The sequence below is a fragment of the Mucilaginibacter paludis DSM 18603 genome (genome assembly GCF_000166195.2).
GTDB lineage: Bacteria > Bacteroidota > Bacteroidia > Sphingobacteriales > Sphingobacteriaceae > Mucilaginibacter > Mucilaginibacter paludis.
Genome location: NZ_CM001403.1, coordinates 5,712,408 through 5,734,407 on the forward strand (window position 1 = coordinate 5,712,408; position 22,000 = coordinate 5,734,407).

Sequence of the window (22,000 nt, forward strand, 5' to 3'; positions counted from 1 at the left end):
CTATCGGGCTTTGCAAACGCTGCAATGAAAATACGGCATTTATTACTTGTTTAGTATGTAAATAGCAAAGTTTAATACGCTGGCAAAACTCACCCATAATAAATAAGGCACCAACAGCCAGGCTGCAGTTTTATTAATACGACCGAATAAAACGATGTTGACCACGATGCTAACCCAAAGCAGAACGATAACAACCAGCGCGGCCAATATTTGGTGCATACCAAAAAACACAATGGACCACGAGAAATTAAACAGCAGTTGTAACAGATAAATGTTGCGGGCCTGGCCATATTTAACGCGGCGCGCTCGTTGCTGCCAAATAAGGTAAGCAGCGACACCCATCATGATATAAAGCAGTGTCCATACCGGGCCGAAGAGCCAGTTCGGCGGGTTAAATGAAGGCTTATGCAGATACACATACCAGCCTTTAATTTGTGGCAGCGTAAAAAAGCTGGCTACCCCGCCAATGCTCAGTGTAATGAGTATGCTGATGATGAAGGGCAAAAATTTAAAACGCTGGGGTTGTATGTATGCTGCCATATTGCTTAACTGATAACGTGCAGGGCTTTAAATGGTTTTTTGCCACATTCAATAGTTTCAGTACCTGAAAATTAGAGAGGGGAGTTAAGACAAAGTATAAAAGAAACACCTACCGTCAAAATTCCCCTTTTAAGCTTTAGAGCACCTTAATCCCTTTTATACAAAACCGCCGCAATATCTGCCGACATCTTGATACCTTTGATCATGGCCGAGCTGAAGCCGTTATGCTCCATCTCGTTCAAGCCGGCAATGGTGCAACCTTTGGGCGATGTAACCTTGTCAATTTCCTGTTCGGGGTGCGATGCCAGTTGTAACAGCAGGTCGGCAGCGCCTTTGGCTGTTTGGGCGGCCATTTTAAGAGCATCGTGCGCATGGAAACCAATTTCGGTGCCTCCTTGTGATGCCGCGCGGATAGAGCGTAAAAAGAAGGCGATGCCACATGCACATAAGGCGGTGGCCGATGTCATCAGTTCTTCATTGATCTGGATGGTTACGCCCACGGTATCAAATAATTCTTTTACGATAGACAGGTTGACTACTGAGGCGTTATCGCTGGCAATGCAGGTCATGGATTGGCCTATGGCGATGGCCGTATTGGGCATAGAGCGCACCACCTGCACATCCATATCCAGGTGCTGGCGGATATCGATACAAGCCACGCCTGTTATAATAGAGATGAGTAAATGTTTGGCCGGATTGATGGCTTCTTTTATTTCATCGAGCAATTTTTTAAGTTGCTGCGGCAATACCGCCAGTACAATAATGTTGGCTCCCTTAACAGCCTGTAAATTATCGCTGGTAATTTGATAGCCCGCATTACCCAGTTCGGCCAGTGCAGCTATATTGCGGCGTGTGAGCGTAATTTGCTCTGGCTGGTAGATGCCTGCCTTGACCAGGCCTTTGGCTAGCGACAGGCCGATGTTGCCACTTCCTAAAATGGCGATTGTTTTTTCTGAGTTCATATTTTGGTACTTAACCTTGTTCCGAATGATTGATTTTGTTTCAGTAAGCCGAGTTCATCAGCCTGTCCTATAATTACGGCTTTTACACCGCACGATATAGCCGTAAAGGCGTTATCCAGTTTGGGCAGCATACCGCCCGCTATAATTTGTTGTTCTTTGAGTTCCAGGTAACGTTCCGGATCAATCTCGCGGATCAGCGAATCTTCGTCGTCAATGTCCTGTAAAACGCCTTTCTTTTCAAAGCAATAGATCAGTGTAGTTTCATAAAGTTTGGACAGGGCTACTGCCAGCGCAGAGGCAATGGTATCGGCATTGGTATTTAGCAATTGCCCTTCACCATCATGTGTCAGTGCCGAAAATACAGGCACAAAGCCGGCTTCCATCAGTTTGCTTAAATTTTCGGGTTGAATAGAGTTTTCATCCAGGTCACCCACAAAACCATAGTCGATAGTTTTTACAGGTCGTTTTTTGGCCCGTATAAAGTTACCATCGGCGCCGGTGAGGCCAATGGCATTGCAGTGTATGGCTTGTAACGAGGCTACAATATTTTTATTGATGAGCCCCGCGTAAACCATGGTAACTACCCGCAAGGTTTCAATATCTGTAATGCGGCGGCCATCCACCAGTTTTGATTCGATACCCAGCGTGGTGGATAGCTGTGTGGCCACTTTGCCACCGCCATGTACCAATATTTTAAAACCATCCAGCGCAGCAAAGTCCTTTAAAAAACGATGCAGGTTTGCGGAATTGTCGATTACGTTACCGCCTATTTTAATGATGTGTAGATTCATGGGTTTATAGGTGTCTGTGTTGTTGCTTGGTCGGGTCAATTATTAATAGTTGGTATTGAAGTGTATTGCGGGTCATGAGGCTATTGCACGGATGCGGGTCTCCACCCTGTAATTGCTTTGTGCTTAGGTCTGTCCACCCGTCATTGCGAGGAACGAAGCAATCTCTACGCAGGCAGAGCGGCTCTGCTTGTTCGCCCTGTGTAGCATAGATTGCTTTGCTGTACTTTGTTATAATGACGCCTTTTTTTTGTGCGCGAAAGCTGTCATCCTGAGCCTGTCGAAGGACGTGCGTCATGGCCCTGTACGGGGTGTTTTTTGATGCGGCTTATCATTGCGCTTACTTAAATTATTGATTGCCAATTCGTATATTATTGCTCCATTAATCAGTGTTCTTAACTTAGAACATCGGCCCGCTCAAACGCCGCGGGAAGGGCTTTGTTCTTTTTGTCTTGACACAAAAAGAACCAAAAAAAGTCAAGACTGCCCGATCCTTCCGCCCGCGAGGCCAACACCCGGCCCGGCGTGCAGTCAGGCCTCTGCGCACCTTCTTTCTGTGCTCTAAAGAAAACAGTCTCAGCCCTACTTAACCTTCGCAGTAGGGTGGGCTTAAAAAGTCTCCCCTACCGGGGGAGATTTAGAGGGGGCTTGACCGCTTTTGCCTGCGCGCCTTTCAATCTATAAGATTCAAACGTCATCCGTATTTTTTCCGGGCAACCGGATTGTTACTAAATGATGTTTTATAAATTGATTATCAATACTTTGATCTGTCTCACTCACCCGTCATTTCGAGGTACGAAGCAATCTCTACATCGGCAGAGCGGCTTTGCACGTTCGCCCTGTATAGAAGATTGCTTCGTCGTACCTCCTTGACAATGCTTTTGCAAATATAACCTCTTGTTTAACTAACGCCTTACTTGCTCAAAAATTGATTAATCAGCGGAAACTCTTTTTCTGGTTCTTCAACCTGCGGGTTGTGGCCCGATTTTTCGAACATCACAAAGGTGGCCTGCGGGCAGTACTCTTTGTATTTCACCATCATCCAGGGTACGGCCACCCTGTCGTAACGGCCGCCTATAATCATCACCGGCATTTTTAAATCTTTAAGTTGTTTGCGGTAGTCAAAATTGCCAATGTCGCTGCCTACAATAAAGTCGCCGTCTTTGCCTACCATCTGGTAGTAGAGTTTGGTGTTCATTCCGTTAGGGTAGGGCTTGCCGCCGCGTCCGGTAAAATTGGCCGGGTTATAAGCGTATAAAAAGCCGTAGGGCACACGACCGTAAATTTCCTGGTGCTTGGCATCGCTGGATATTGCGCCCTGCTCGCGAATCTGCATCAGCTCGCTCCAAACCTCGGGGTAATTGGTTTTAATTTCGTGATTGGAGTTGTCGTCATTTTCCTGCCACATAATAAAGCTGTGGAAGGTATCGGCCAAAATAAGGTGGCTTAAATGTGCCGGGTATTTAATAGCATAACCCTGCGCTACCACACCGCCGTACGAATGGCCCAGCACGGTAATATGTTCCAGGTTTAAGGCCTTGCGTAAACCTTCAATATCCTCAATGTCACGGTTGAGCGTATATTCGGTTACGTTTTTAGCCGTGTCTGATTTTCCTCTGCCAAATCCGTCAAAATAAATTAATTGATGATGTGCATCCGCAAGGGCATCAAAGCTTCGCAAACCCGGGTGCGCTCCTCCCGGCCCACCGGCAATAAAAATAATTGGGTCGCCCTCGCCAACGGTCACCACCCATAATTTAGCGCCGTTAACTTTTACATATTTACCATCGGTAAAGCTGTCCACTTTTTTTACCTGGGCTTGTACAGTGCCCATGATTAAAAAAAGGATACTAAAAAATAATAATTTCTTCATGTTAAAATAATTGCCGCCAAAATAAACAACATTTTGAAGTATCCGGATAAATTATCATCATTAGCGGGCAAAAAACACTTCTGTTATTAAATTGTCAACAATCGATAAATAAATATTGCATTTTAGGCAAACATAAAACCAATTGTTACCTTTATTTCAATAGCAAATTTGCTTTTAATGACGATATGCATTTAAACGAAATAACCAACCATCCGAGGGTAGTAATTATAGGCGGCGGCTTTGGCGGTATTGAATTAGCCAAAAGCTTAAAAAATAAACCAGTTGAGGTTTTAATGGTAGATAAAAACAACTACCATACCTTCCAGCCGATGCTTTACCAGGTTGCCATGGGAGATATCGAGGCCGATTCGATCGCTTTTCCCTTGCGCAAAATTTTTACAGGGCAAAAGAATTTTACTTTCCGCATGGCTAATGTGGAGCGTATTAATCCTGAAAAAAACACCATCAGTACCGATATAGGCGATATAGCTTATGACTACGCTGTAATTGCAACCGGCTCAACCACCAATTATTTTGGTAACGATGAACTTGAGAAGCGCACCATGCCCATGAAAAATATTCCCGAGGCGCTTAACCTGCGGAGTTTAATATTGCAAAATGTGGAGAAAGCGCTTATTTGTGAAGATGAGGTGGAGCGCGACGCCTTGCTTACTTTTGTGGTAGTAGGAGGGGGCCCCACAGGTGTTGAGCTATCGGGCGCGCTGGCCGAAATGCGCAACTACGTGTTAACCTACGATTACCCGGAGCTGGACAAGAAAGATATGAAGGTTTACCTGGTTGAAGGGAAATCGGAAGTGCTGGCGGTAATGTCGCCGCAGGCATCGAAAAAAGCGAAGGAATATTTAACCGGACTTAACGTGGAGGTGCACAACAGTGTGCATGTTAAAAGTTACAATGGCTGCGATTTGGTGATTGATGATGGAACTACCATCCAAACACGTAACGTATTATGGGCTGCCGGCGTAAAAGGCGAGGTTTTGAAAGGAATACCGGAAGGTGTTATTGTGCGGGGCAACCGCATACAAACTGATGAGTTTAACCGCATTAAAGGTTATATCAATTTATTTGCCATTGGCGATGTTGCAGCGGTAATTACGCCCGAAACGCCCGAAGGCCATCCGGGTGTGGCGCCGGCTGCTATGCAGCAAGGCAAGCAGGTTGGTAAAAACCTGCTGAAAATTATAAAAGGTGAGCAACCCGAGCCTTTTAAATATTTCGACAAGGGCTCCCTGGCTACCATTGGCAAAAACCTGGCCGTGGCCGATTTGGGAAAAATTCATTTACAAGGCTTTTTTGCCTGGGTAATATGGGGCTTTGTGCACCTGATGTCGTTAGTGAGCGCGCGCAACCGGATTATTGTTTTTATCAACTGGGCAGGTAGTTACTTTAGCCATAACAGCGGCTCGCGGTTAATTATCCGCAAGTTTGATTCGGAATCGATGAAGATCAAGTAAATAGCCGGTGATGAGAGGAGCAAGGTTTTGAGTACTTATACGGTTGTAACTATCCTGGTAGCCATCAGCGCATTTTTTTCGTATTTAAATGCGCGTTTTCTCAAAATTTCGGGTACCATAGGTATTGTAACTATTGCCACTATCGCCTCTGTATTTTTATTGGTGTTCGGTAAATCCATCCCATCCCTTAACAGGTTTATCATCACGTTAACCGATCATATCGATTTTTCGGATATGTTGCTGGATACCATGCTGGGTTTTTTGCTTTTTGCGGGATCGTTAAACTTTGATATCAACCTGCTTAAAGGGCAAATGAAGCCTGTGCTGATATTGAGCACCGTTGGCGTCATACTTTCAACGGGTATTTTTGGGGGGTTGTTTTATGCGGCTTCCCTGATGCTGCATATCGAGGTGCCTTTGGTGTATTGCCTGCTATTTGGCGCACTGATATCGCCTACCGATCCTGTGGCGGTATCGTCCATTCTTAAAAAATCAAAGATCCCCAAGCACCTTGAAACCATCATCACCGGCGAATCCCTCTTTAACGATGGCATCGGGCTTGTTTTATTTATTACCCTTTCACAATTAGCGCGGCAGCGCGTTCCGCATGTATCCTTTGCACATGTAGCTACTCTGTTTGCTACCGAAGTTTTTGGCGGTTTGATTTTGGGGCTTTTGATGGCCCTGCTGGTATATCGCCTGATGAAGGCTGTTGAAGATTTTCAAACCATCATCATCCTTTCGCTGGCCTTGGTTATGAGTTTAACCGTATTGTGTGCCTTGTTCCATTTTTCGGGGCCGCTCTCGGTAGTTACTGCCGGTTTGTACATTGGCAGCCAGCACTTAACCAGCGACGAGCAAGGGGGGCGAACCCGCCAATACATGGAGCGTTTTTGGAAGCTGATTGACGAGTTACTCAATACAGTTTTATTTGTAATGATAGGCCTGCAGTTGATTAAGCTCCCTTTTGTGGATGATTACTGGCAAAGCGGTTTGGTGGCCATTGTATTGATCATTATTGCGCGCGGTTTGAGCGTTTTATTGCCGGTGGCTTTACTACAGCGTACGCTGGATGTGAATTACAAAAGTGTTTTTATATTAACCTGGGCGGGTTTGCGCGGCGGTATCTCGGTTGCGCTCGCCCTGTCATTACATGAATCAAAATACAAAGAACTGATTATAGCCAGCTGTTACTTTGTGGTGATCTTCTCCATCATCTTCCAGGGGCTAACCCTCAATAATGTGATCAAATATACGTTGAGAAAGAAAACGGAGGCTTAGTTTAGAGTCTTGAGTCTTGAGTCCGGAGTTCTGAGTCAGGAGCCAGCAGCGGAGCTCTGAACCTTAACTTGAAGAGGCCAAAGTTGTTGTCAATACCACGGGTCGTTGTGATGCGTTACTGGCTTATGCCAAGTTTCTATTTTGCGTGTACCCCATCTATATAGATAAAATACAAAACGCCCCTCTATATTAATAAAGGGACATTTTTGTGTTACCTAATAGTTATTACTAAGGGCGGGATATCAACCAACCCTTCTGATTCAAGGCTCATCAGAATTCCAAACTCACATCACTATTGGAACTCCTGACTCAAGACTCACGGCTCAGAACTCCGGGCTCAAGACTCAAAACTCCCCACTAACTGCTATCCTTTAGGATTCAAGGTCTGGGTGATCCTTTCAGACAAATCTTGCAGGTGATAGTTGCTCATGTTGTCGGTTGTATTGGGTAGCGCGTTTTTAATCAACAAATTAATTGCCCTTAATTGCGCTTTGGCTACCGATAGTACGTCGGTATCATCTGTAGCAGCATCCCGGCTTCCACCTCTTCTGCTAAGCAGCGCATTCTGATCACTACCTGGTGCCGCTGGGGGGCCTACAAGGTCAATCAGTTTACCTACATATAGTTTTTGCAGATTACGACGATAAACATCTATAGGCCGATTGTTTTTTAGCTCCCTGAAAATTATATTCTGCATGGCGTCAAACAGGTCGGTAATTTTGTAGGCAGTTTTGCCATCCGCAGCTTCGGCTGCTATTAGCTTATATAAAGTATGGTTGTTAATCAAACGGTTTAAAACAGGTTCCTGGCAGCGCGAAATAATTAGTACCGGGTTGCCGTTAATATTTTTCAGTATGCTTTCGTCAAGTAACCAAACCGGGGTAGTAAATAGCTGTGTATCTAAAAAGTCCATAGCCTCTTTTTGCGTGGCTGCAGGCGTGTTTTCATAAACGGCACCAGGTTGTTCAACCGTTTTAGGCACTTCGTAAATACCGCCTATGTTTTTAGCAACATGGCCCATATAACGGTTAAATTGCGTGGTTAGCTGGTCGTACATGTTGTTCAGATCGTCATATTGTTGGTTTGGCTCGCGGGTCCAAACAGGCAGTTTAACCAAAATGCGCTGCAGGTTTTTGATGCCATAGGTGCTGGCTTTCATGGCGTTGTCGCCCAGATCTTCGTTTTGCGAGTGCGGGTCGTCCTGGTTGGTTTCTGTGCCGAACCATAAACGTTTGTTTTTCAAGCGCTCAACGGTTATTTTATTCAGATCGGCCACTTCCTGCTCAGTGCTTTTATTGCCAGGCAATATTCTATATCCCCACTCAATGGCCCATTTGTCGTAATCGCCAATTCGAGGGTATAAACCAGATTTGCCGATGTTATCTTCCGGCTGTGCTACATAGTTAAAGCGGGCATAATCCATAATAGATGGTGTATGGCCATTAGCCTCAACAAAAGCTTTGTTTCGCAGCATTTCGGTAGGTACGGTGGAACTGGAGCCGTAGTTGTGGCGGAGGCCTAAAGTATGGCCTACCTCGTGTGATGATACAAAACGGATCAGGTCGCCCATCAGCTCGTCGCTGAAGTGCATACTTCGCGCACGCGGGTCAACGGCAGCTGTCTGGATCATGTACCAATCGTGAACAAGTTTCATCACGTTGTGGTACCAGTTAATGTGGGTTTCTATAATCTCGCCGCTCCGCGGATCAGCGATGCTTGGCCCGCTGGCGTTCTCCGTTTCTGATGGCTTGTAAACTAAAACAGAATGGTTGGCATCATCTAAGCTCCAGGTAGTGTCCTGTTTATTTGTAGGGGCCATTTTGGCAACAATTGCGTTTTTAAAACCCGCTTTTTCAAAAGCCTTTTGCCAATCGTTAACGCCAGCAATTAAATAAGGTATCCATTTTTTAGGTGTTGCAGGGTCAATGTAATATACAATTTGCTTCATGGGTTCAACCAGTTCGCCGCGTTTGTATTTGGCCATGTCTGCTGGTTTAGGTTCTAAGCGCCAGCGTTTAATCAATTCAATATTTTTAACACCTTGTGGGTTCAGGTCAAAATCGGTATAACCAACAGTAAAATAGCCAATGCGGTTATCAAAATACCGGGCCTTCATCGGTTTTTTAGGCAATAATACCAGCGATGTATTGAGCTCTACGGTTTCTGAACCGGATCCGCCTGCTGCCATGCCGGGTAAAGATGGCGCACCCGTTCTGCCGAGGCCACCTGCAGGTGCAGTAAGGCTATAAGTTTTGATGGTAGATATTTCGATGTTTGACGAGAAGCTTTTTACATTTTCGATATAGCTCCGGTCGGTCAGCAAACCGCCTAATCTGATGCGGGATTTGGCGGCAGGTGAGCCAAAAAAGAAAATTTCGTTATCGCCATTGATATAATCGGTCATGTCAATTACGCTTCCTTTAGAATCCGGCGAGTAAGCGGCGATATTGAAAGCCGCCGCTATAGCCTGTATATTTGAGCGTTGTACAGCCTGGTACATGGATTTTGTACTGTCGGGGCTATAGGTGCTATAAGATATTTTGCGCATAAAGATGCGGTTGCCCGGTCCTTTTTCAAAGCTGATCACGGAGCTTCCAATCTGGTCGCCGGCATAACCATCTGCATCCCTGATATCGGCACCAGCTTTTGAAATCCGGCTTACCACCAATATTTCGCGGTTTAATACGCTGTCGCCGATCTCAAAATAATATTTATCCTCAAGCTTATGCGTTTTAAACAGTCCGTTACGGCTAATGGCCTTGTCTGTAATTACTGTTTTGTAGGGTTTCGGTGCAGCTTTTGCACCGTTAAGCCCCGGAAATCCGCCGCCCAACGCATTTTTTCGGTTTGTAGAGTCGGCACCACTGCCGCCCCGCTGTTGGGCTACGGCAAGCCCTGTAAATGTTGTTAATGTAAAAAAAACAGCAATTAATTTTTTTCTCATGCTTATAAATCGGATTTTGATTTTATTTAAAAGGTAAATATAATAGCTTGCACGTCAAATTATAAACTATCGCTCTAATGTTACAAAATTGATTTTTAAGGGCGCTGCGGGATGTGAGTGTGAGTTAAACTGTTAAATAATTTAAAGAAAAGGCAAAAAAGAATGGCTGATCAGCGTGATAACACTGTCAGCCATTAATCTAAATAAAAAAGTTAACCGGAGCTGTTGCTGTATATATTTATCTTCAGTTAAATACACGCTATGGCGGTTGTTAATTAATAACCTATTGTAAAACGTTGTTTAATAAATTGTGGATTTTCCAGCTCGTCAATTAAAGCAGCAGCATAATCATCGTAAGTAATGCGGCTATTACCTTCGGCATCAAATACCGGGTTGTCCTTACCGATGCGGAATTTGCCGGTACGTGCGCCAGGTTCAATAATGATAGCCGGGCTAAAAAAGGTCCAGTCCAAATCGTTTTCCTTACGGAATACTTCCAGCGACTTGCGTTGCGCATCGGCACCTAATTTCCACTCGGCAGGGAAGTTGGGTGTATCTACTAATTGTACGCCCGGTGCAACTTCAAGGCTTCCGGCACCGCCAACGTTAATCAGGCGTTTTACACCTGCCTTTTTGGTAGCGTTAATTACCGATTGGGCTACATCACTAAACAGGTAGAAGGTTTCGGGCTTGGTCCAGTCGATCCCGAAAGAACTGATCACGGCATCATGCCCGGCTATAATACCCGCAAGTTCATCGGTGTTTAAGGCGTCGCCCTTTAAAAAAACTAAGTTTGGATGCTCAAATTTTAATTTATCCGGGTTACGTGCTATTCCGGTTACGTGGTGGCCGCGGTTAAGGGCTTCTACTAAAATTCTGGAACCTATATGTCCGTTGGCTCCAATAATGGCTATTTTCATGTTAAATGGTTTTTAGTTTTCTATTGAGTTTTAAATGTAATGTATTTTGTTACAGTTTTATATAAAAAAATTAAGCGAATAGATTAACAAATTGTTGCAGGGTGGTGGTGTTTAATTGCTTTACCAGGGCCCGTTCGGCATCGGCGTGCAAGCTATCTAAATGCTGGTTAATTTGCCTGCCTACCGGGCAAGCCGGGTTGGGTGTGTTTTTTGCCTGGCCCAGTAAAGGCGATTGTTTAACAGCTTCGTAAACATCAGATAGACGTATCTCTGTTGCCGGTTTGAGTAGATAGGCCCCGCCGTTTTTGCCTTCTTTACTGCCTACCAGGTTGTGCTTACGCAGATTGATTAGCTCTTTACGCACCAATACCGGGTTAATGTTAATACTTCCCGCCAGGTAATCTGATGTTACAATACCGCCTTCAGCACTTGCTAAAAGTGTTAAAATATGTACAGATATGGAAAAGCGGCTGTTATTCATTGCTGTAATAATTTTTATTACAGTATAAAGGTATGCCAATTTTTTAAAAATGTAACAAATGTTTTTTTAAAATCAGAAAGACAGTAACCAATAGTAAATGCTTTTAATCTATAAGGTATTAGGATGCAGTTTGATGATTTTGTTAATCCGCTATACTATGTTTTAATACCCTTGGCCAAGCCCGCTATTAGTTTGGGTAGATTATTGGAGTAATAATCTCAGTAACTCGTCTTAAATCCAACTACTTACTTCACCATCTCGCCAACTACATAAGCGCTCATCAGCACAAAGGCCACATCCTGGTGCTTCAGCAAATAAGCTTTGATAGATTGCAGCGATTGTGTCATGTGGCTGTTTACAGTGGCTATCGAGATGCCCATAATCCGGCTGGTTTCCTCGTAGCTTTTTCCTTCCACTTTGCAGAGGTTAAAAACCAGTTTGCGTTGGGGCGATAGTTGGTTAATGGCATCGTTAAGCAATTCGGATGCCTGCTTGTTTTCAAGGAGCTGCTCGCCGTTAAGGTAATGGTCCGTCCCCCGGAGCAGAAGCGACTGGATGAGGCTCTGGTCGGAACTCAGCTTTCTGAAATAATTATAAACCAGGTTTTGAGCCACGGTGTACATAAACGACTGGAACGATTTTTCGGTATCCACTTTATGGCGGTTATCCCACAGTTTAATAAAAAGCTCCTGTAGTAACTCGTCGGCTATGTCTTTATCCTTCACCATGCGCAGCATCCGCAGGTAAAGCGGCTTGCTGTAAGCTTTATAAAGCGCATTAAAAGCAGGCTCATCGCCCTGTTTAAGGCGGATAAGCAAATCTTTCTGATATGATGCTTCTAAAACTTTCAATAGTATTAATACATGGATACCAAATTTAAAGATTTTTTTAATTTAATTGATAAAAATTTAACATTTAGAATTTAACAGCCTGTTTAATGACGCTTTTTGATAATTAATGTGGATAAATTGGCCTTTTAAGGAGAATAGTTTATTGGTTGTTACTATTTTATTAAATAATTGCAAAATAATTGATTTTGCATTCATTGTTTTTTTGTTGAGCCGTGTATTAGTTGTCAATTATTGGAATGAAAGAATCACTAAACGCCCTGTTTGTAAAATATCTGGAAGATAACTGCTCGGAAGCGGAGATCAAAAACCTATTGGAACATTTTAAGATCCCGCAGAACGAGGAGTTGCTAAAGCACTTTATCCTGACGGAGCTTGAGCAGCAGGACGAACTGGATTTTCCGCTCGTTGATGTTGAAGAGCGGCTTCATGCTATTTATAATCGTGTACAGATACATGCCCGCGGCGCAGGTGCGCAACATAAGGGTTTCTTTAAAATGCGTTGGTACCGGGTGGCGGCCGCAGCGGCAATTTTTATTCTGTTTGGGGCAGGGCTGTTTTTGTTTAACCAAAAACAAAATAGTGACGGACTGAGGCTTGCCATGGTCAAAAACAATATTAAGCCAGGTTATAACCAGGCGGTATTAACTTTAGCTAACGGCAGCAAAATAAACCTCAGTAACTTGGTAGCAGGGCAGGTTGCCAAGCAATTGGGTGCCAGCATCACAAAAACAGCTAACGGACAAATAATTTACCAGGCAACGGCAAATGTGCCCGAAAACGGTGAGAGGGTAGGTTACAATACCATTGAGGCACCAGCAGGTGGACAGTGGCAGGTAATTTTGCCCGATAAATCTCATGTTTGGTTAAACGCCTTATCGAGCATTACTTATCCAACTGCTTTTATTGGTAACGAGCGCCGCGTGCAGTTAAAAGGCGAAGCCTATTTTGAAGTTGCCCACAACGCCGCCATGCCATTTAAGGTAAGCAGCCGGAACCAAACGGTTGAGGTATTAGGCACCCATTTTGATATTATGGCATATGATAATGAGCCGCTGATTAAAACAACTTTGCTCGAAGGTTCGGTAAAGGTATCAAATAGTGGTAAGGTGCAAATGCTTAAGCCCGGGCAGCAGGCGCAGGTTGGCGGCAGCGATATTAAAATGACCAGCGACGTAGACCTGGAAGATGTAGTAGCCTGGAAAAATGGCTATTTTAAATTTAACGAGAACCTGGAAGCGATTATGAGCAAAATTGCCCGCTGGTACGATGTCAGTGTTGTTTACCAGAGCAAGCCTAACCCTGATTATACGTTTGCAGGGGAAATATCGCGTGAGCGCGATTTAAGCGAGATTTTAAAAATTATGGAATATACCGGCAAAGTTCACTTTTCAATTGAAGGAAGGAGGATTATAGTGAATAAATAATACTCAAAGCTATAATCCCATTTTTATATAACAAAGCCAGATGTGGTTGCACACAACTGGCCAGTTGTCCGGGGATTAAAATCAATAGAAATTAGAATAATATCATCTTGAACGCGGCGAAGCGCACCTGAACTCCTCGAAAAAGACGGGCACGCAACGCGGAAAAAACCAGACTAACAAATGTATAAAAATTATACTAATAACATTGGTATGCCTAAGCAGCATATCTATAAATTACTGCTAATTATGCGGTTAACCATCATTATTTTGATAGCAACTATGATGCAGGTGAGCGCCGGCGGCTTTGGGCAATCTATAACGCTCAATACCAAAAACGCGCCGCTCAGCAAAATCATCAGGGAGATCCGTACCCAAAGCGGTTATGATTTTTTTTATAATAAAGAGCTTATTAAAAACATCCCGCCTTTAACTATCGATGTAAAAAATGCCAGCGTTGAGGATGTGCTTAACCAATGCCTTAACGGCTCGGCTTTAACTTATAAGATAGATAATAAGGTGGTGATGATTAAAGAGAAGCCGACCGGTATATTAGATAAGGTAAAAGATTTTTTTGCATTGCCCATTGATGTTAACGGGCGTGTTGTGGATTCTACCGGCGTACCGCTGATAGGTGCCAGTATATATCTTAAAGCAGAGAAAAAACATGCAGTTGCTGATGTTCGCGGCGAATTTAGCTTAAGAGGGGTCCAGGTTGGTTCTGTTTTAGAGATTTCATACATCGGTTTTGTGAGTCAGCAGGTAACCGTTACGCGCGAAAATGCCGGTAGCCTGAGTATTGTGCTTAAAGCCGATATCAGCAAATTGCAGGAGGTTGCCGTGGTAAGCAACGGTTATCAAACCATAGCCAAAGAGCGCAGTGCGGGAGCGTTTGCCAAGCCCGATATGAAAGTGATTGAAAACCGGTCAACCAGTATGAATATTCTGCAGCGTTTAGATGGGTTGGTACCCGGCTTAACCGTAAATAACGACCCTGGACATACCGGCTCTCCTTATCTTATCAGGGGTTTAACTTCTGTATCAATCAGCTCGTCGCCGTTGTATGTTGTCGATGGCATTCAGCAAACCGATGTATCTAATATCAACCCGCAGGATGTAGCCGATATTACTGTGCTTAAAGATGCTACAGCAGCGTCTATATGGGGTTCAAGGGCCGCCAATGGCGTCATTGTTATTGTTACCAAAAAAGGAACCAGGGGCGACAAGATCAAAGTGAATTATGATGCCTTTGTGAATTTTCAGGGCAAACCCGATATTAATTACTTCCCGGTATTAAACAGCCAGCAATTTATCCAAGCCGCCAAAGAAACCTTTGATCCGGTTGCTAATACCTATGCTAACGCTACAACCTTTCAGGTATCGAGCGCTGGTTTAGCTCCCCATGAGTCAATTTTATATAACCAATACTTAGGGAAAATAACAGCAGCCCAAGCTAATAAAAGCTTAGATAGTTTAGCATCCATCAGCAATAATCAACAGATCAAAAACTTGTTCTATCGCAACGCGATGCTGATGAACCATACACTATCGGTATCTGGCGGTCAGAAAAATTATTCAGTTTACGGGTCGATGGCTTATACCGATAATCGTACCAGCAGCCCCGGACAAAGCAATGATACCTACAAAATTAACCTCCGTCAGGATTTTAACGTTGGTAAACGCATTCAGCTTAGTTTAATTACCGACTTGACTAATAATATCATCTATAGTCCGCGTAATATTAGTCCAACCGATCAATTCTATCCCTACCAGTTATTTCAGGACAATGCCGGCAACAACATATCGATGCCGTATATGACCACGTTAAACGATGCTACCAGGATTGATTTTGAAACGCGTAGCCGCATTAACCTGGATTATAACCCGCTGAACGAGGTAAACCTGGGCAATACCAAAACCGACATGCTGTTAAGCCGCAACGTTTTTAGTGCTAATGTGAAATTGATAGACGGTTTAAACTTTGAAGGAACATACGGCTATACAAAAGGCGCAACACGTGCACAAAATTTTGATGATCAGCAAAGTTACAAGGTAAGATCGCAGGTGGTGCAATTTACTGTAGCCCCAACAGCAGCTTCTACGCCTGTTTATTATCTGCCTGCAACTGGTGCTAACTATGCCATTACAAACCTCACACAGCGTAACTGGACGGTACGAAATCAGTTAAGCTACAACAAAAGCTGGAATAATGGATTGCACCAATTGACCATGCTGGCAGGGCAGGAAGCGCAGGAGCAATATAGTGTTACTAATACCAGCAGTATTAAAGGGTGGGATCCTTTGTTGCAAACAGGTACAGCAGTTGATTATAAAACTGTCACTTCGCTACTTAACGGTGTTGTTTGGCCTAACTATGCCGCTACTTACAGTTTGCTAACCGATGGCGGTTATTTTTCTGAGAACGAAGCACCTATTAGCCGCTTTGTATCTTACTATGCTAATGCAGCATATACTTTTAACCACAAGTATACCATCAACGGCAGCTACCGGATTGATCAAAGTAACAACTTTGGTATAGATAAAGCTGCACAAAATAAGCCGGTATGGAGTGTTGGCGGTAAATGGTTGATGACTGAGGAGAAATTTATGAAGGATGTAACCTGGGTGGATAATTTAGCGCTGCGTGCTACTTATGGTATAACAGGTAATGCACCACAGCCGGGTACCGCGGCATCTTATGATATTATTTCTGTAAGCTCAAGCAGCTTTTTACCTAACAGCCGGGGGTTACAGGTTGGAACACCTGCTAACAGAAAATTAACCTGGGAAAGTACCGCCACCATTAACTTAGGGCTCGACTTTTCAGTATTTAAAAACAGGTTAAGTGGAGCTGTAGATATTTACCGCAAAAAAACTACCAATTTATTAGGTAATGTAACTACCAATGGTTTTACCGGTTACCCAACCATTTTTGGAAATTTAGGCGATTTGCAAAACAAGGGGATAGAGCTTAGCCTCACCTCTGTAAATATACGCACCCGAAAATTTGGCTGGAGCACCACCCTTAATGGCGCTTATAACAAAAATGTGATAACCAGTTTAAATATCTCTGCACCTGTAACCACAGGTAGCGGCACTAACGGCATGGTAAATCAGCAATTTGTAACGGGATACGCCGGATATGCGCTATTTGCCTATGAATTTGCAGGTTTGGATAACCTGGGCGATCCGCAAATTCGTTTGGCTAATGGCACAGTTACTAAAACGCCTAACATCAGCAAACCTGGCGACATTAAATATATGGGTACCACACAACCACCATGGAGCGGTGGCCTGTCTAACAACTTCAACTACCAGTCGTTCGGTCTTAGCTTTAACGCCATTTTCAATCTGGGCCATGTGATGAGGAGGGATGTAGATAATTTTTATTACGGTAACCTATCGCATAGCGCATACGCCAATGGTTTTACTACGGGCAATATCAACGCCGAATTTGCAAATCGTTGGAAACAGCCTGGTGATGAGTTAACTACTAACGTACCATCTTACGTATCAAGTTCTACCATAAGCACCACGCGTCGGGATGTTGGTTATTACACTCTTGCAGATATAAACGTGTTAAGCGCGTCTTTTATTAAAATGCGTGATATTACCCTAACTTATAGCCTTCCCAGGTTCTTAGTGAAGAAGATCAATGCCGATCAGATCACACTAAGGGCACAGGTATCCAATCTAATGATTTGGAAAGCAAATAAATATGGGATCGATCCTGAATTTCAATATGGATTTGGCGGGTCCAGAAGCATACCAACTAACCAGGGTACCGTATCTTTTGGCTTAAATGTAAGACTTTAAAATTAAAAAAAATGAAAAACACATATACAAGAATGGTGCTCATAGCCTTGTTGCTTGCGGTTAGTTTAACCGCTTGTAAAAAGAGCTTTCTTGAAGTAGTTCCCAAAGGTAAATTGATAGCTCAAACATCATCAGATTATAACTTGCTGTTAAGCAACCTGGACTTGCTGAATATCGGAGCCGCTAATGTGCAGGTATTTATGGGTGACGAGGTAGCTGCCGTTGAGCCTTATTTTAGCGTAGCTGCATTAAAAACACAAAGGGCTTTCCGTTGGGACCCGGTGATCTATGAGCCTAATGAAGATGCCGGTGAAACATTAATCCCGATGAAAAATATTTATCTGTATAATAAAGTAATTAACGAGGTTCCTGACGCTACCGACGGAACAGATGCGCTGAAACTTACCATAGCTGCAGAAGCAAGGGCCGGCCGGGCGTGGACTTACTTTATGCTGATTAACTATTACGGTAAGCCTTACAATGCAGCTACAGCCACTACAGATCCCGGTTTCCCTATAGTAGAAGCTGCTGATGTTACTACTACAACTTTCACAAGAGCCTCCGTTCAGCAAGTTTATGATTTTATCATTAAGGATTTGGTGACGGCCATACCCAGCCTGAACGTGCAGGTAACCAACCGTACGCGGATGTCTAAAGCGGCTGCCGAGGGTATTTTAGGCAAGGTTTATATGTTTATGGGCCGCTTTAATGATGCCTTGCCTATGTTAAATGCAGCTATTGCCGATATGGCTAACCAGGCTACCCCGGTGAGGTTATACGATTACAATGTTGAGTTTGCAACCGGTGGTGTGTTTTTACCTATCAGTACCTCAACAGGGCCTGCTTCTGTGCTGTTGCCCAATAATGTTGAAAGCGTTTACGCCAAGCAATTTTCAAATTCATGGACTTTTACCGCTAACGAAATTGTGATTACCCCCCAAACTGCAGCCTTATACGGCTCGTCCGACTTGCGTTTAAAGTTTTTTGTTAATTCAACCTATAGTACCAAACTGGCATATCCGGTAGCAGGTGTGTTAAGAAGGCAGGGAGGCTCACAAACTACATTTGGAGTGCTGGTGCCCGATTTGTATTTACTAAGGGCCGAATGTAAGTGTAGAAACAATGATTTAGCCGGTGCAAAAGTTGACGTGGAAGCTTTGCGGGTAAAAAGAATGCCTGCAGCAAATGCTGTAGTTCCGGCTGCTACAGCAAACGACAAAACGCTTTTATTGCAATTTATTTTGGACGAACGCGTACGCGAGTTTGCCGTGCAAGGGGCCAGGTGGTTTGATATGAGAAGGCTTTCGGTTGATCCTCTTTTCCAAGCAAATACTTACACACATACGCTGTATTCGGCCACCGGGGTACCAACTCTTTTCCAGTTAAAACCTGAGCGTTTGGTTCTACGCTTTCCTCAGAAGTTAATGGATCAGAATCCAAACATCGAAAACAACCCCTGATCAAAAGGAAACTTTTAAACATTAAGCAATCTCTATGCTATACAGAGCGAAGGTGCAAGGCCGCTCTGCCTAAAATAGACGGCTGTTGAGAGGAGGAATGACGTTTGAAAAGCATCTTAAACTATGTCATTGCCAGGTACGAAGTAATCGCACGGAGAGATGTTCGCTCTGCATAGTTCGCGATTGCTTCGTACCTCGCAATGACAATTTTATACTGGCTGTCAATAACTTATAAAAACGTCATTGCGAGGAGGAACGACGAAGCAATCTCTATACTATACAGAGCGAACTTGCAAGGCGGATCGGCATAAGTAGAGATTGCTTCGTACCTCGCAATGACGGGTGGTGAGAGGAGGATTATGAATGATATAAAACGATCGTCATTGCGAGGAGGAACGACGAAGCAATCTCTATACTATACAGAGCGAGCTTGTAAAGCGGCCCTGCATAAGTCCGCAATTGCTTCGTGCCTCACAATTAACTTGGTATCTAACCTTTTAAACATAATAAAACTAACAATGAATTTCAAAAAAGCAATTTTAATAATCGCCGGTTTATTTCCACTTGCGACAATGGCGCAAAGCGGCTACACCATATCTGGTAAAATGTCGGCATCAAATGGTGCATCAAAAGCTTATATTTTAACATTCCAGGTTAATACCTATAAAGACAAAGATTCAGTAGCCATAAAAGACGGCAAATTTCAATTTAAGGGAAGCGTAACTGAACCGGAGCAAGCCATTATTGAAATCAAGTATAAGGGTGCCCGCATCAGTGGCAATCAAAGCGACCACGTATCATTCCTGATCGAAAACTCCAACATCTCGATCGTTTCAACCGACTCTATCAAAAATGCGCAGATAAGCGGATCAACTGCCGAGCGTGAGCGGCAGGAGCTGTCGGCCTTAACCACGCCTTTCACCAATAAGATCATTAAACTGCAAAGGGAATTTTCAAAAGGCCATGAACTTGTGGGCGGTAAAACTGCCGAAGAGCGTAAAGCAGCTTCCGATAGTATCAACAGCTATGTAACGCAGATCAGGTATATCAACCAGAAATTTGTTGAAGCTCATCGGAACACGTACATGGGCTTATATACATTTAATGTTTCCATTCTGGGAAGCAAATTCGATCCGATGGCGGTTGAGCCGATGTTCCATCAGTTTTCTGCCCAGCTACAGTCGTCCACGTTAGGCAGGCGTATTGCCGAAAGAATTGAAACAGCAAAAAAAGGGCAAGCAGGCGCAAAGGTTACCGACTTTACCCAGACCGACCTTAACGGCAAACCGTTTACACTTTCATCACTCAGGGGCAAATATGTACTGGTTGATTTTTGGGCCAGCTGGTGCGGCCCATGCCGGGCCGAGAACCCCAACGTTGTTAAGGCATACAATGCGTTTAAAAGCAAAAACTTCGAGATTGTGAGTGTATCGCTGGATATGGGCAAAGAGCAATGGGTCGATGCCATTCAAAAGGACGGCATGCCCTGGATCCATGTATGTGATATGAAAGGATGGAAAAACGATGTAGCGGTGCTATATGGCGTTAATTCGGTACCTCAAAATTTCCTGATCGATCCTCAGGGAGTTATCATAGCCCGGGATCTGCGAGGAGCTGATTTAACCAGTAAATTATCGGCATTAATTAAATAGAAAATTAAATAAAAGCAAAAACGGGTTTGGTTTATCAGCAATAACCAATACCTCAACAACAAAACAACCAACAACCCAATAACTCAATAACCAATAACTCAATAACCAAACAACAGCCAACTATCATCATGAAAAAAATAATATTAACCATACTGAGCCTGTTACCCCTGGCGGTAATGGCGCAGGATAAATTTGAAATATCCGGCAACCTGCCTAAAGCAGGCAGCGATAAAATTGCCGTGCTGAGCTACAAAAACAGCCAGGGTAAAGATAAAAACGATACGGCAGCTGTAAAAAACGGGAAATTTACCATCAGCGGCGAAACCGCGTTTGGCAACCGCTCATACCTTGTGTTACTGCCTGTAAAAAAAGATACCGCTAAGCGTAACCGTCAGGCCGATTTTCAGGTGTTTTACCTGGAAAAAGGCAAGTACAACGTAACGGGTACCGATAGCATGGCAACGGCAAAAATAACAGGTGCACAGGCCCAAACCGATTTTCTGCTATTCAACAGTAAAATGGATACGCTTACGGCGCACTACAAAGTGCTTACCAACCGGTTTTTAAAAGCACGGTCGGCAAAGGATACTGCCGAGATGAAACGAATCCAAAGAGAAGGCAAGCCGCTTGGCGTCAGGATGAATGCGGCTATAGATGCCTTTATTTTTAGTCACCCGGATTCGTATGTAACTCTTGATCTGGTTGCCACCGAAAAGGCTGCGGTTATCGATCCGAAAGTTTTCGATCCCTATTATAAATCGCTCAGCAAAAGGGTGATGAGTAGCTTTACCGGGCAGAAGCTGGCAGCCAGATACGCCAAGGCCATGCAGCTATCCATCGGTAAAACACTGGATTTTACGCAAACAGATGATAAGGGCAACGAGTTTAAATTATCATCCCTAAAAGGCAAATATGTATTGGTTGATTTTTGGGCCAGCTGGTGCGCCCCATGCCGTGCCGAAAACCCTAACTTATTAAAGGCCTACAAAACGCTGAAGGATAAGAAATTTGAAATTGTAGGCATATCGCTGGATGAAACCAAAGCGGCCTGGCTAAAAGCGGTAGCTGCCGATGCCATGCCCTGGATACAGGTGAGCGACCTTAAAGGCTTTAAAAACGATGTAGCAGTTCGATTTGGTATCTCGGCCATCCCCCAAAATGTATTGATTAACCCCGATGGGATGATAATTGCCAAAAACCTGCGTGGCGAGGACGTATTGAGCAAGCTTTCGGAGTTTATTAAGTAGGTTGATTGGTTGTTGAGTTATTGGTTTATTAGGTTATTCAGTTATTAGTTATTGGGTTGTCGGTTTGGTCCCCGTAGTCGGTGTCCTCACCGGCAAACTGATGCAATTGTGCTCCTTGGGCCTCTGTCCTCACCGACAAACTGATGCAACTGTGCTCCGTTGGCCTCAAAAACCATTGCTGTTGTTTGTTTAAGTATCTTATATATTAAGATAATAAATAGTGTTCTTAATTTAGAGCATCTAAGCCCCACCCAAACCCTCCCCGGTAGGGCTACCGTGTACCCACGTC

Annotated in this window: 15 protein-coding genes; 7 read left to right on the forward strand and 8 right to left on the reverse strand. The window is 43.9% G+C overall.

The window, feature by feature from the left end; genetic code table 11:
- Nucleotides 1–42 precede the first annotated feature (42 nt).
- From MUCPA_RS24015 to MUCPA_RS24030, 4 genes are all read right to left on the reverse strand, one after another.
- Entirely contained in the window at nucleotides 43–540 is a 498-nt protein-coding gene (locus tag MUCPA_RS24015; RefSeq protein WP_008509918.1) for a TspO/MBR family protein, read from the reverse strand.
- A 146-nt stretch (nucleotides 541–686) separates the two neighbouring features.
- Nucleotides 687–1,502 carry a pyrroline-5-carboxylate reductase gene (proC, locus tag MUCPA_RS24020; protein WP_008509920.1) on the reverse strand — a complete coding sequence of 272 codons (816 nt, stop codon included), beginning with the start codon at nucleotides 1,500–1,502 and terminating at the stop codon, nucleotides 687–689.
- On the reverse strand, nucleotides 1,499–2,293 hold the full coding sequence (gene argB, locus MUCPA_RS24025) for an acetylglutamate kinase (protein ID WP_008509922.1): 795 nt from the start codon (nucleotides 2,291–2,293) through the stop codon (nucleotides 1,499–1,501). Before argB ends, proC begins: the two co-directional genes overlap by 4 nt.
- A gap of 910 nt (nucleotides 2,294–3,203) precedes the next feature.
- Nucleotides 3,204–4,163 carry an alpha/beta fold hydrolase gene (locus tag MUCPA_RS24030; RefSeq protein ID WP_008509923.1) on the reverse strand — a complete coding sequence of 320 codons (960 nt, stop codon included), beginning with the start codon at nucleotides 4,161–4,163 and terminating at the stop codon, nucleotides 3,204–3,206.
- A gap of 185 nt (nucleotides 4,164–4,348) precedes the next feature.
- Between MUCPA_RS24030 and MUCPA_RS24035 the strand changes: the two genes are divergently transcribed.
- Nucleotides 4,349–5,638: an NAD(P)/FAD-dependent oxidoreductase gene (locus MUCPA_RS24035; protein WP_008509925.1), complete on the forward strand. Its 1,290-nt coding sequence runs from the start codon at nucleotides 4,349–4,351 to the stop codon at nucleotides 5,636–5,638.
- A gap of 27 nt (nucleotides 5,639–5,665) precedes the next feature.
- Nucleotides 5,666–6,919 (forward strand): cation:proton antiporter, encoded by a 1,254-nt coding sequence (locus tag MUCPA_RS24040; protein ID WP_008509927.1) that lies wholly within the window; start codon nucleotides 5,666–5,668, stop codon nucleotides 6,917–6,919.
- Nucleotides 6,920–7,283: 364 nt separating this feature from the next.
- Here MUCPA_RS24040 and MUCPA_RS24045 read toward each other — a convergent pair whose 3' ends face one another.
- The 4 genes from MUCPA_RS24045 to MUCPA_RS24060 form a co-directional block, all read right to left on the reverse strand.
- Nucleotides 7,284–9,863, reverse strand: a complete 2,580-nt coding sequence (locus MUCPA_RS24045; protein ID WP_008509929.1) for a zinc-dependent metalloprotease — start codon at nucleotides 9,861–9,863, stop codon at nucleotides 7,284–7,286.
- Nucleotides 9,864–10,138: 275 nt separating this feature from the next.
- Complete coding sequence (locus MUCPA_RS24050) at nucleotides 10,139–10,783, reverse strand: NAD(P)-dependent oxidoreductase (protein ID WP_008509930.1); 645 nt, start codon at nucleotides 10,781–10,783, stop codon at nucleotides 10,139–10,141.
- Between the two features lie 70 nt (nucleotides 10,784–10,853).
- The gene (locus MUCPA_RS24055) at nucleotides 10,854–11,264 is read right to left on the reverse strand and encodes an Rrf2 family transcriptional regulator (protein WP_008509932.1); all 411 of its coding nucleotides are present in this window, start codon (nucleotides 11,262–11,264) and stop codon (nucleotides 10,854–10,856) included.
- A 245-nt stretch (nucleotides 11,265–11,509) separates the two neighbouring features.
- Nucleotides 11,510–12,115 carry an RNA polymerase sigma factor gene (locus MUCPA_RS24060; protein ID WP_008509933.1) on the reverse strand — a complete coding sequence of 202 codons (606 nt, stop codon included), beginning with the start codon at nucleotides 12,113–12,115 and terminating at the stop codon, nucleotides 11,510–11,512.
- Between the two features lie 236 nt (nucleotides 12,116–12,351).
- Here MUCPA_RS24060 and MUCPA_RS24065 point away from each other — a divergent pair, with 236 nt between their 5' ends.
- The 5 genes from MUCPA_RS24065 (at nucleotide 12,352) to MUCPA_RS24085 (ending at nucleotide 21,711) form a co-directional block, all read left to right on the forward strand.
- Entirely contained in the window at nucleotides 12,352–13,539 is a 1,188-nt protein-coding gene (locus MUCPA_RS24065; protein WP_008509934.1) for a FecR family protein, read from the forward strand.
- 180 nt (nucleotides 13,540–13,719) lie between these two features.
- Nucleotides 13,720–17,352, forward strand: coding sequence for a SusC/RagA family TonB-linked outer membrane protein (locus tag MUCPA_RS24070; RefSeq protein WP_083839379.1), 3,633 nt, complete (start codon nucleotides 13,720–13,722; stop codon nucleotides 17,350–17,352).
- An 11-nt stretch (nucleotides 17,353–17,363) separates the two neighbouring features.
- Nucleotides 17,364–18,812, forward strand: coding sequence for a RagB/SusD family nutrient uptake outer membrane protein (locus tag MUCPA_RS24075; RefSeq protein WP_008509936.1), 1,449 nt, complete (start codon nucleotides 17,364–17,366; stop codon nucleotides 18,810–18,812).
- A 518-nt stretch (nucleotides 18,813–19,330) separates the two neighbouring features.
- Entirely contained in the window at nucleotides 19,331–20,464 is a 1,134-nt protein-coding gene (locus MUCPA_RS24080) for a TlpA disulfide reductase family protein (protein WP_008509937.1), read from the forward strand.
- A 128-nt stretch (nucleotides 20,465–20,592) separates the two neighbouring features.
- Entirely contained in the window at nucleotides 20,593–21,711 is a 1,119-nt protein-coding gene (locus MUCPA_RS24085; RefSeq protein ID WP_008509939.1) for a TlpA disulfide reductase family protein, read from the forward strand.
- Nucleotides 21,712–22,000 lie beyond the last annotated feature (289 nt).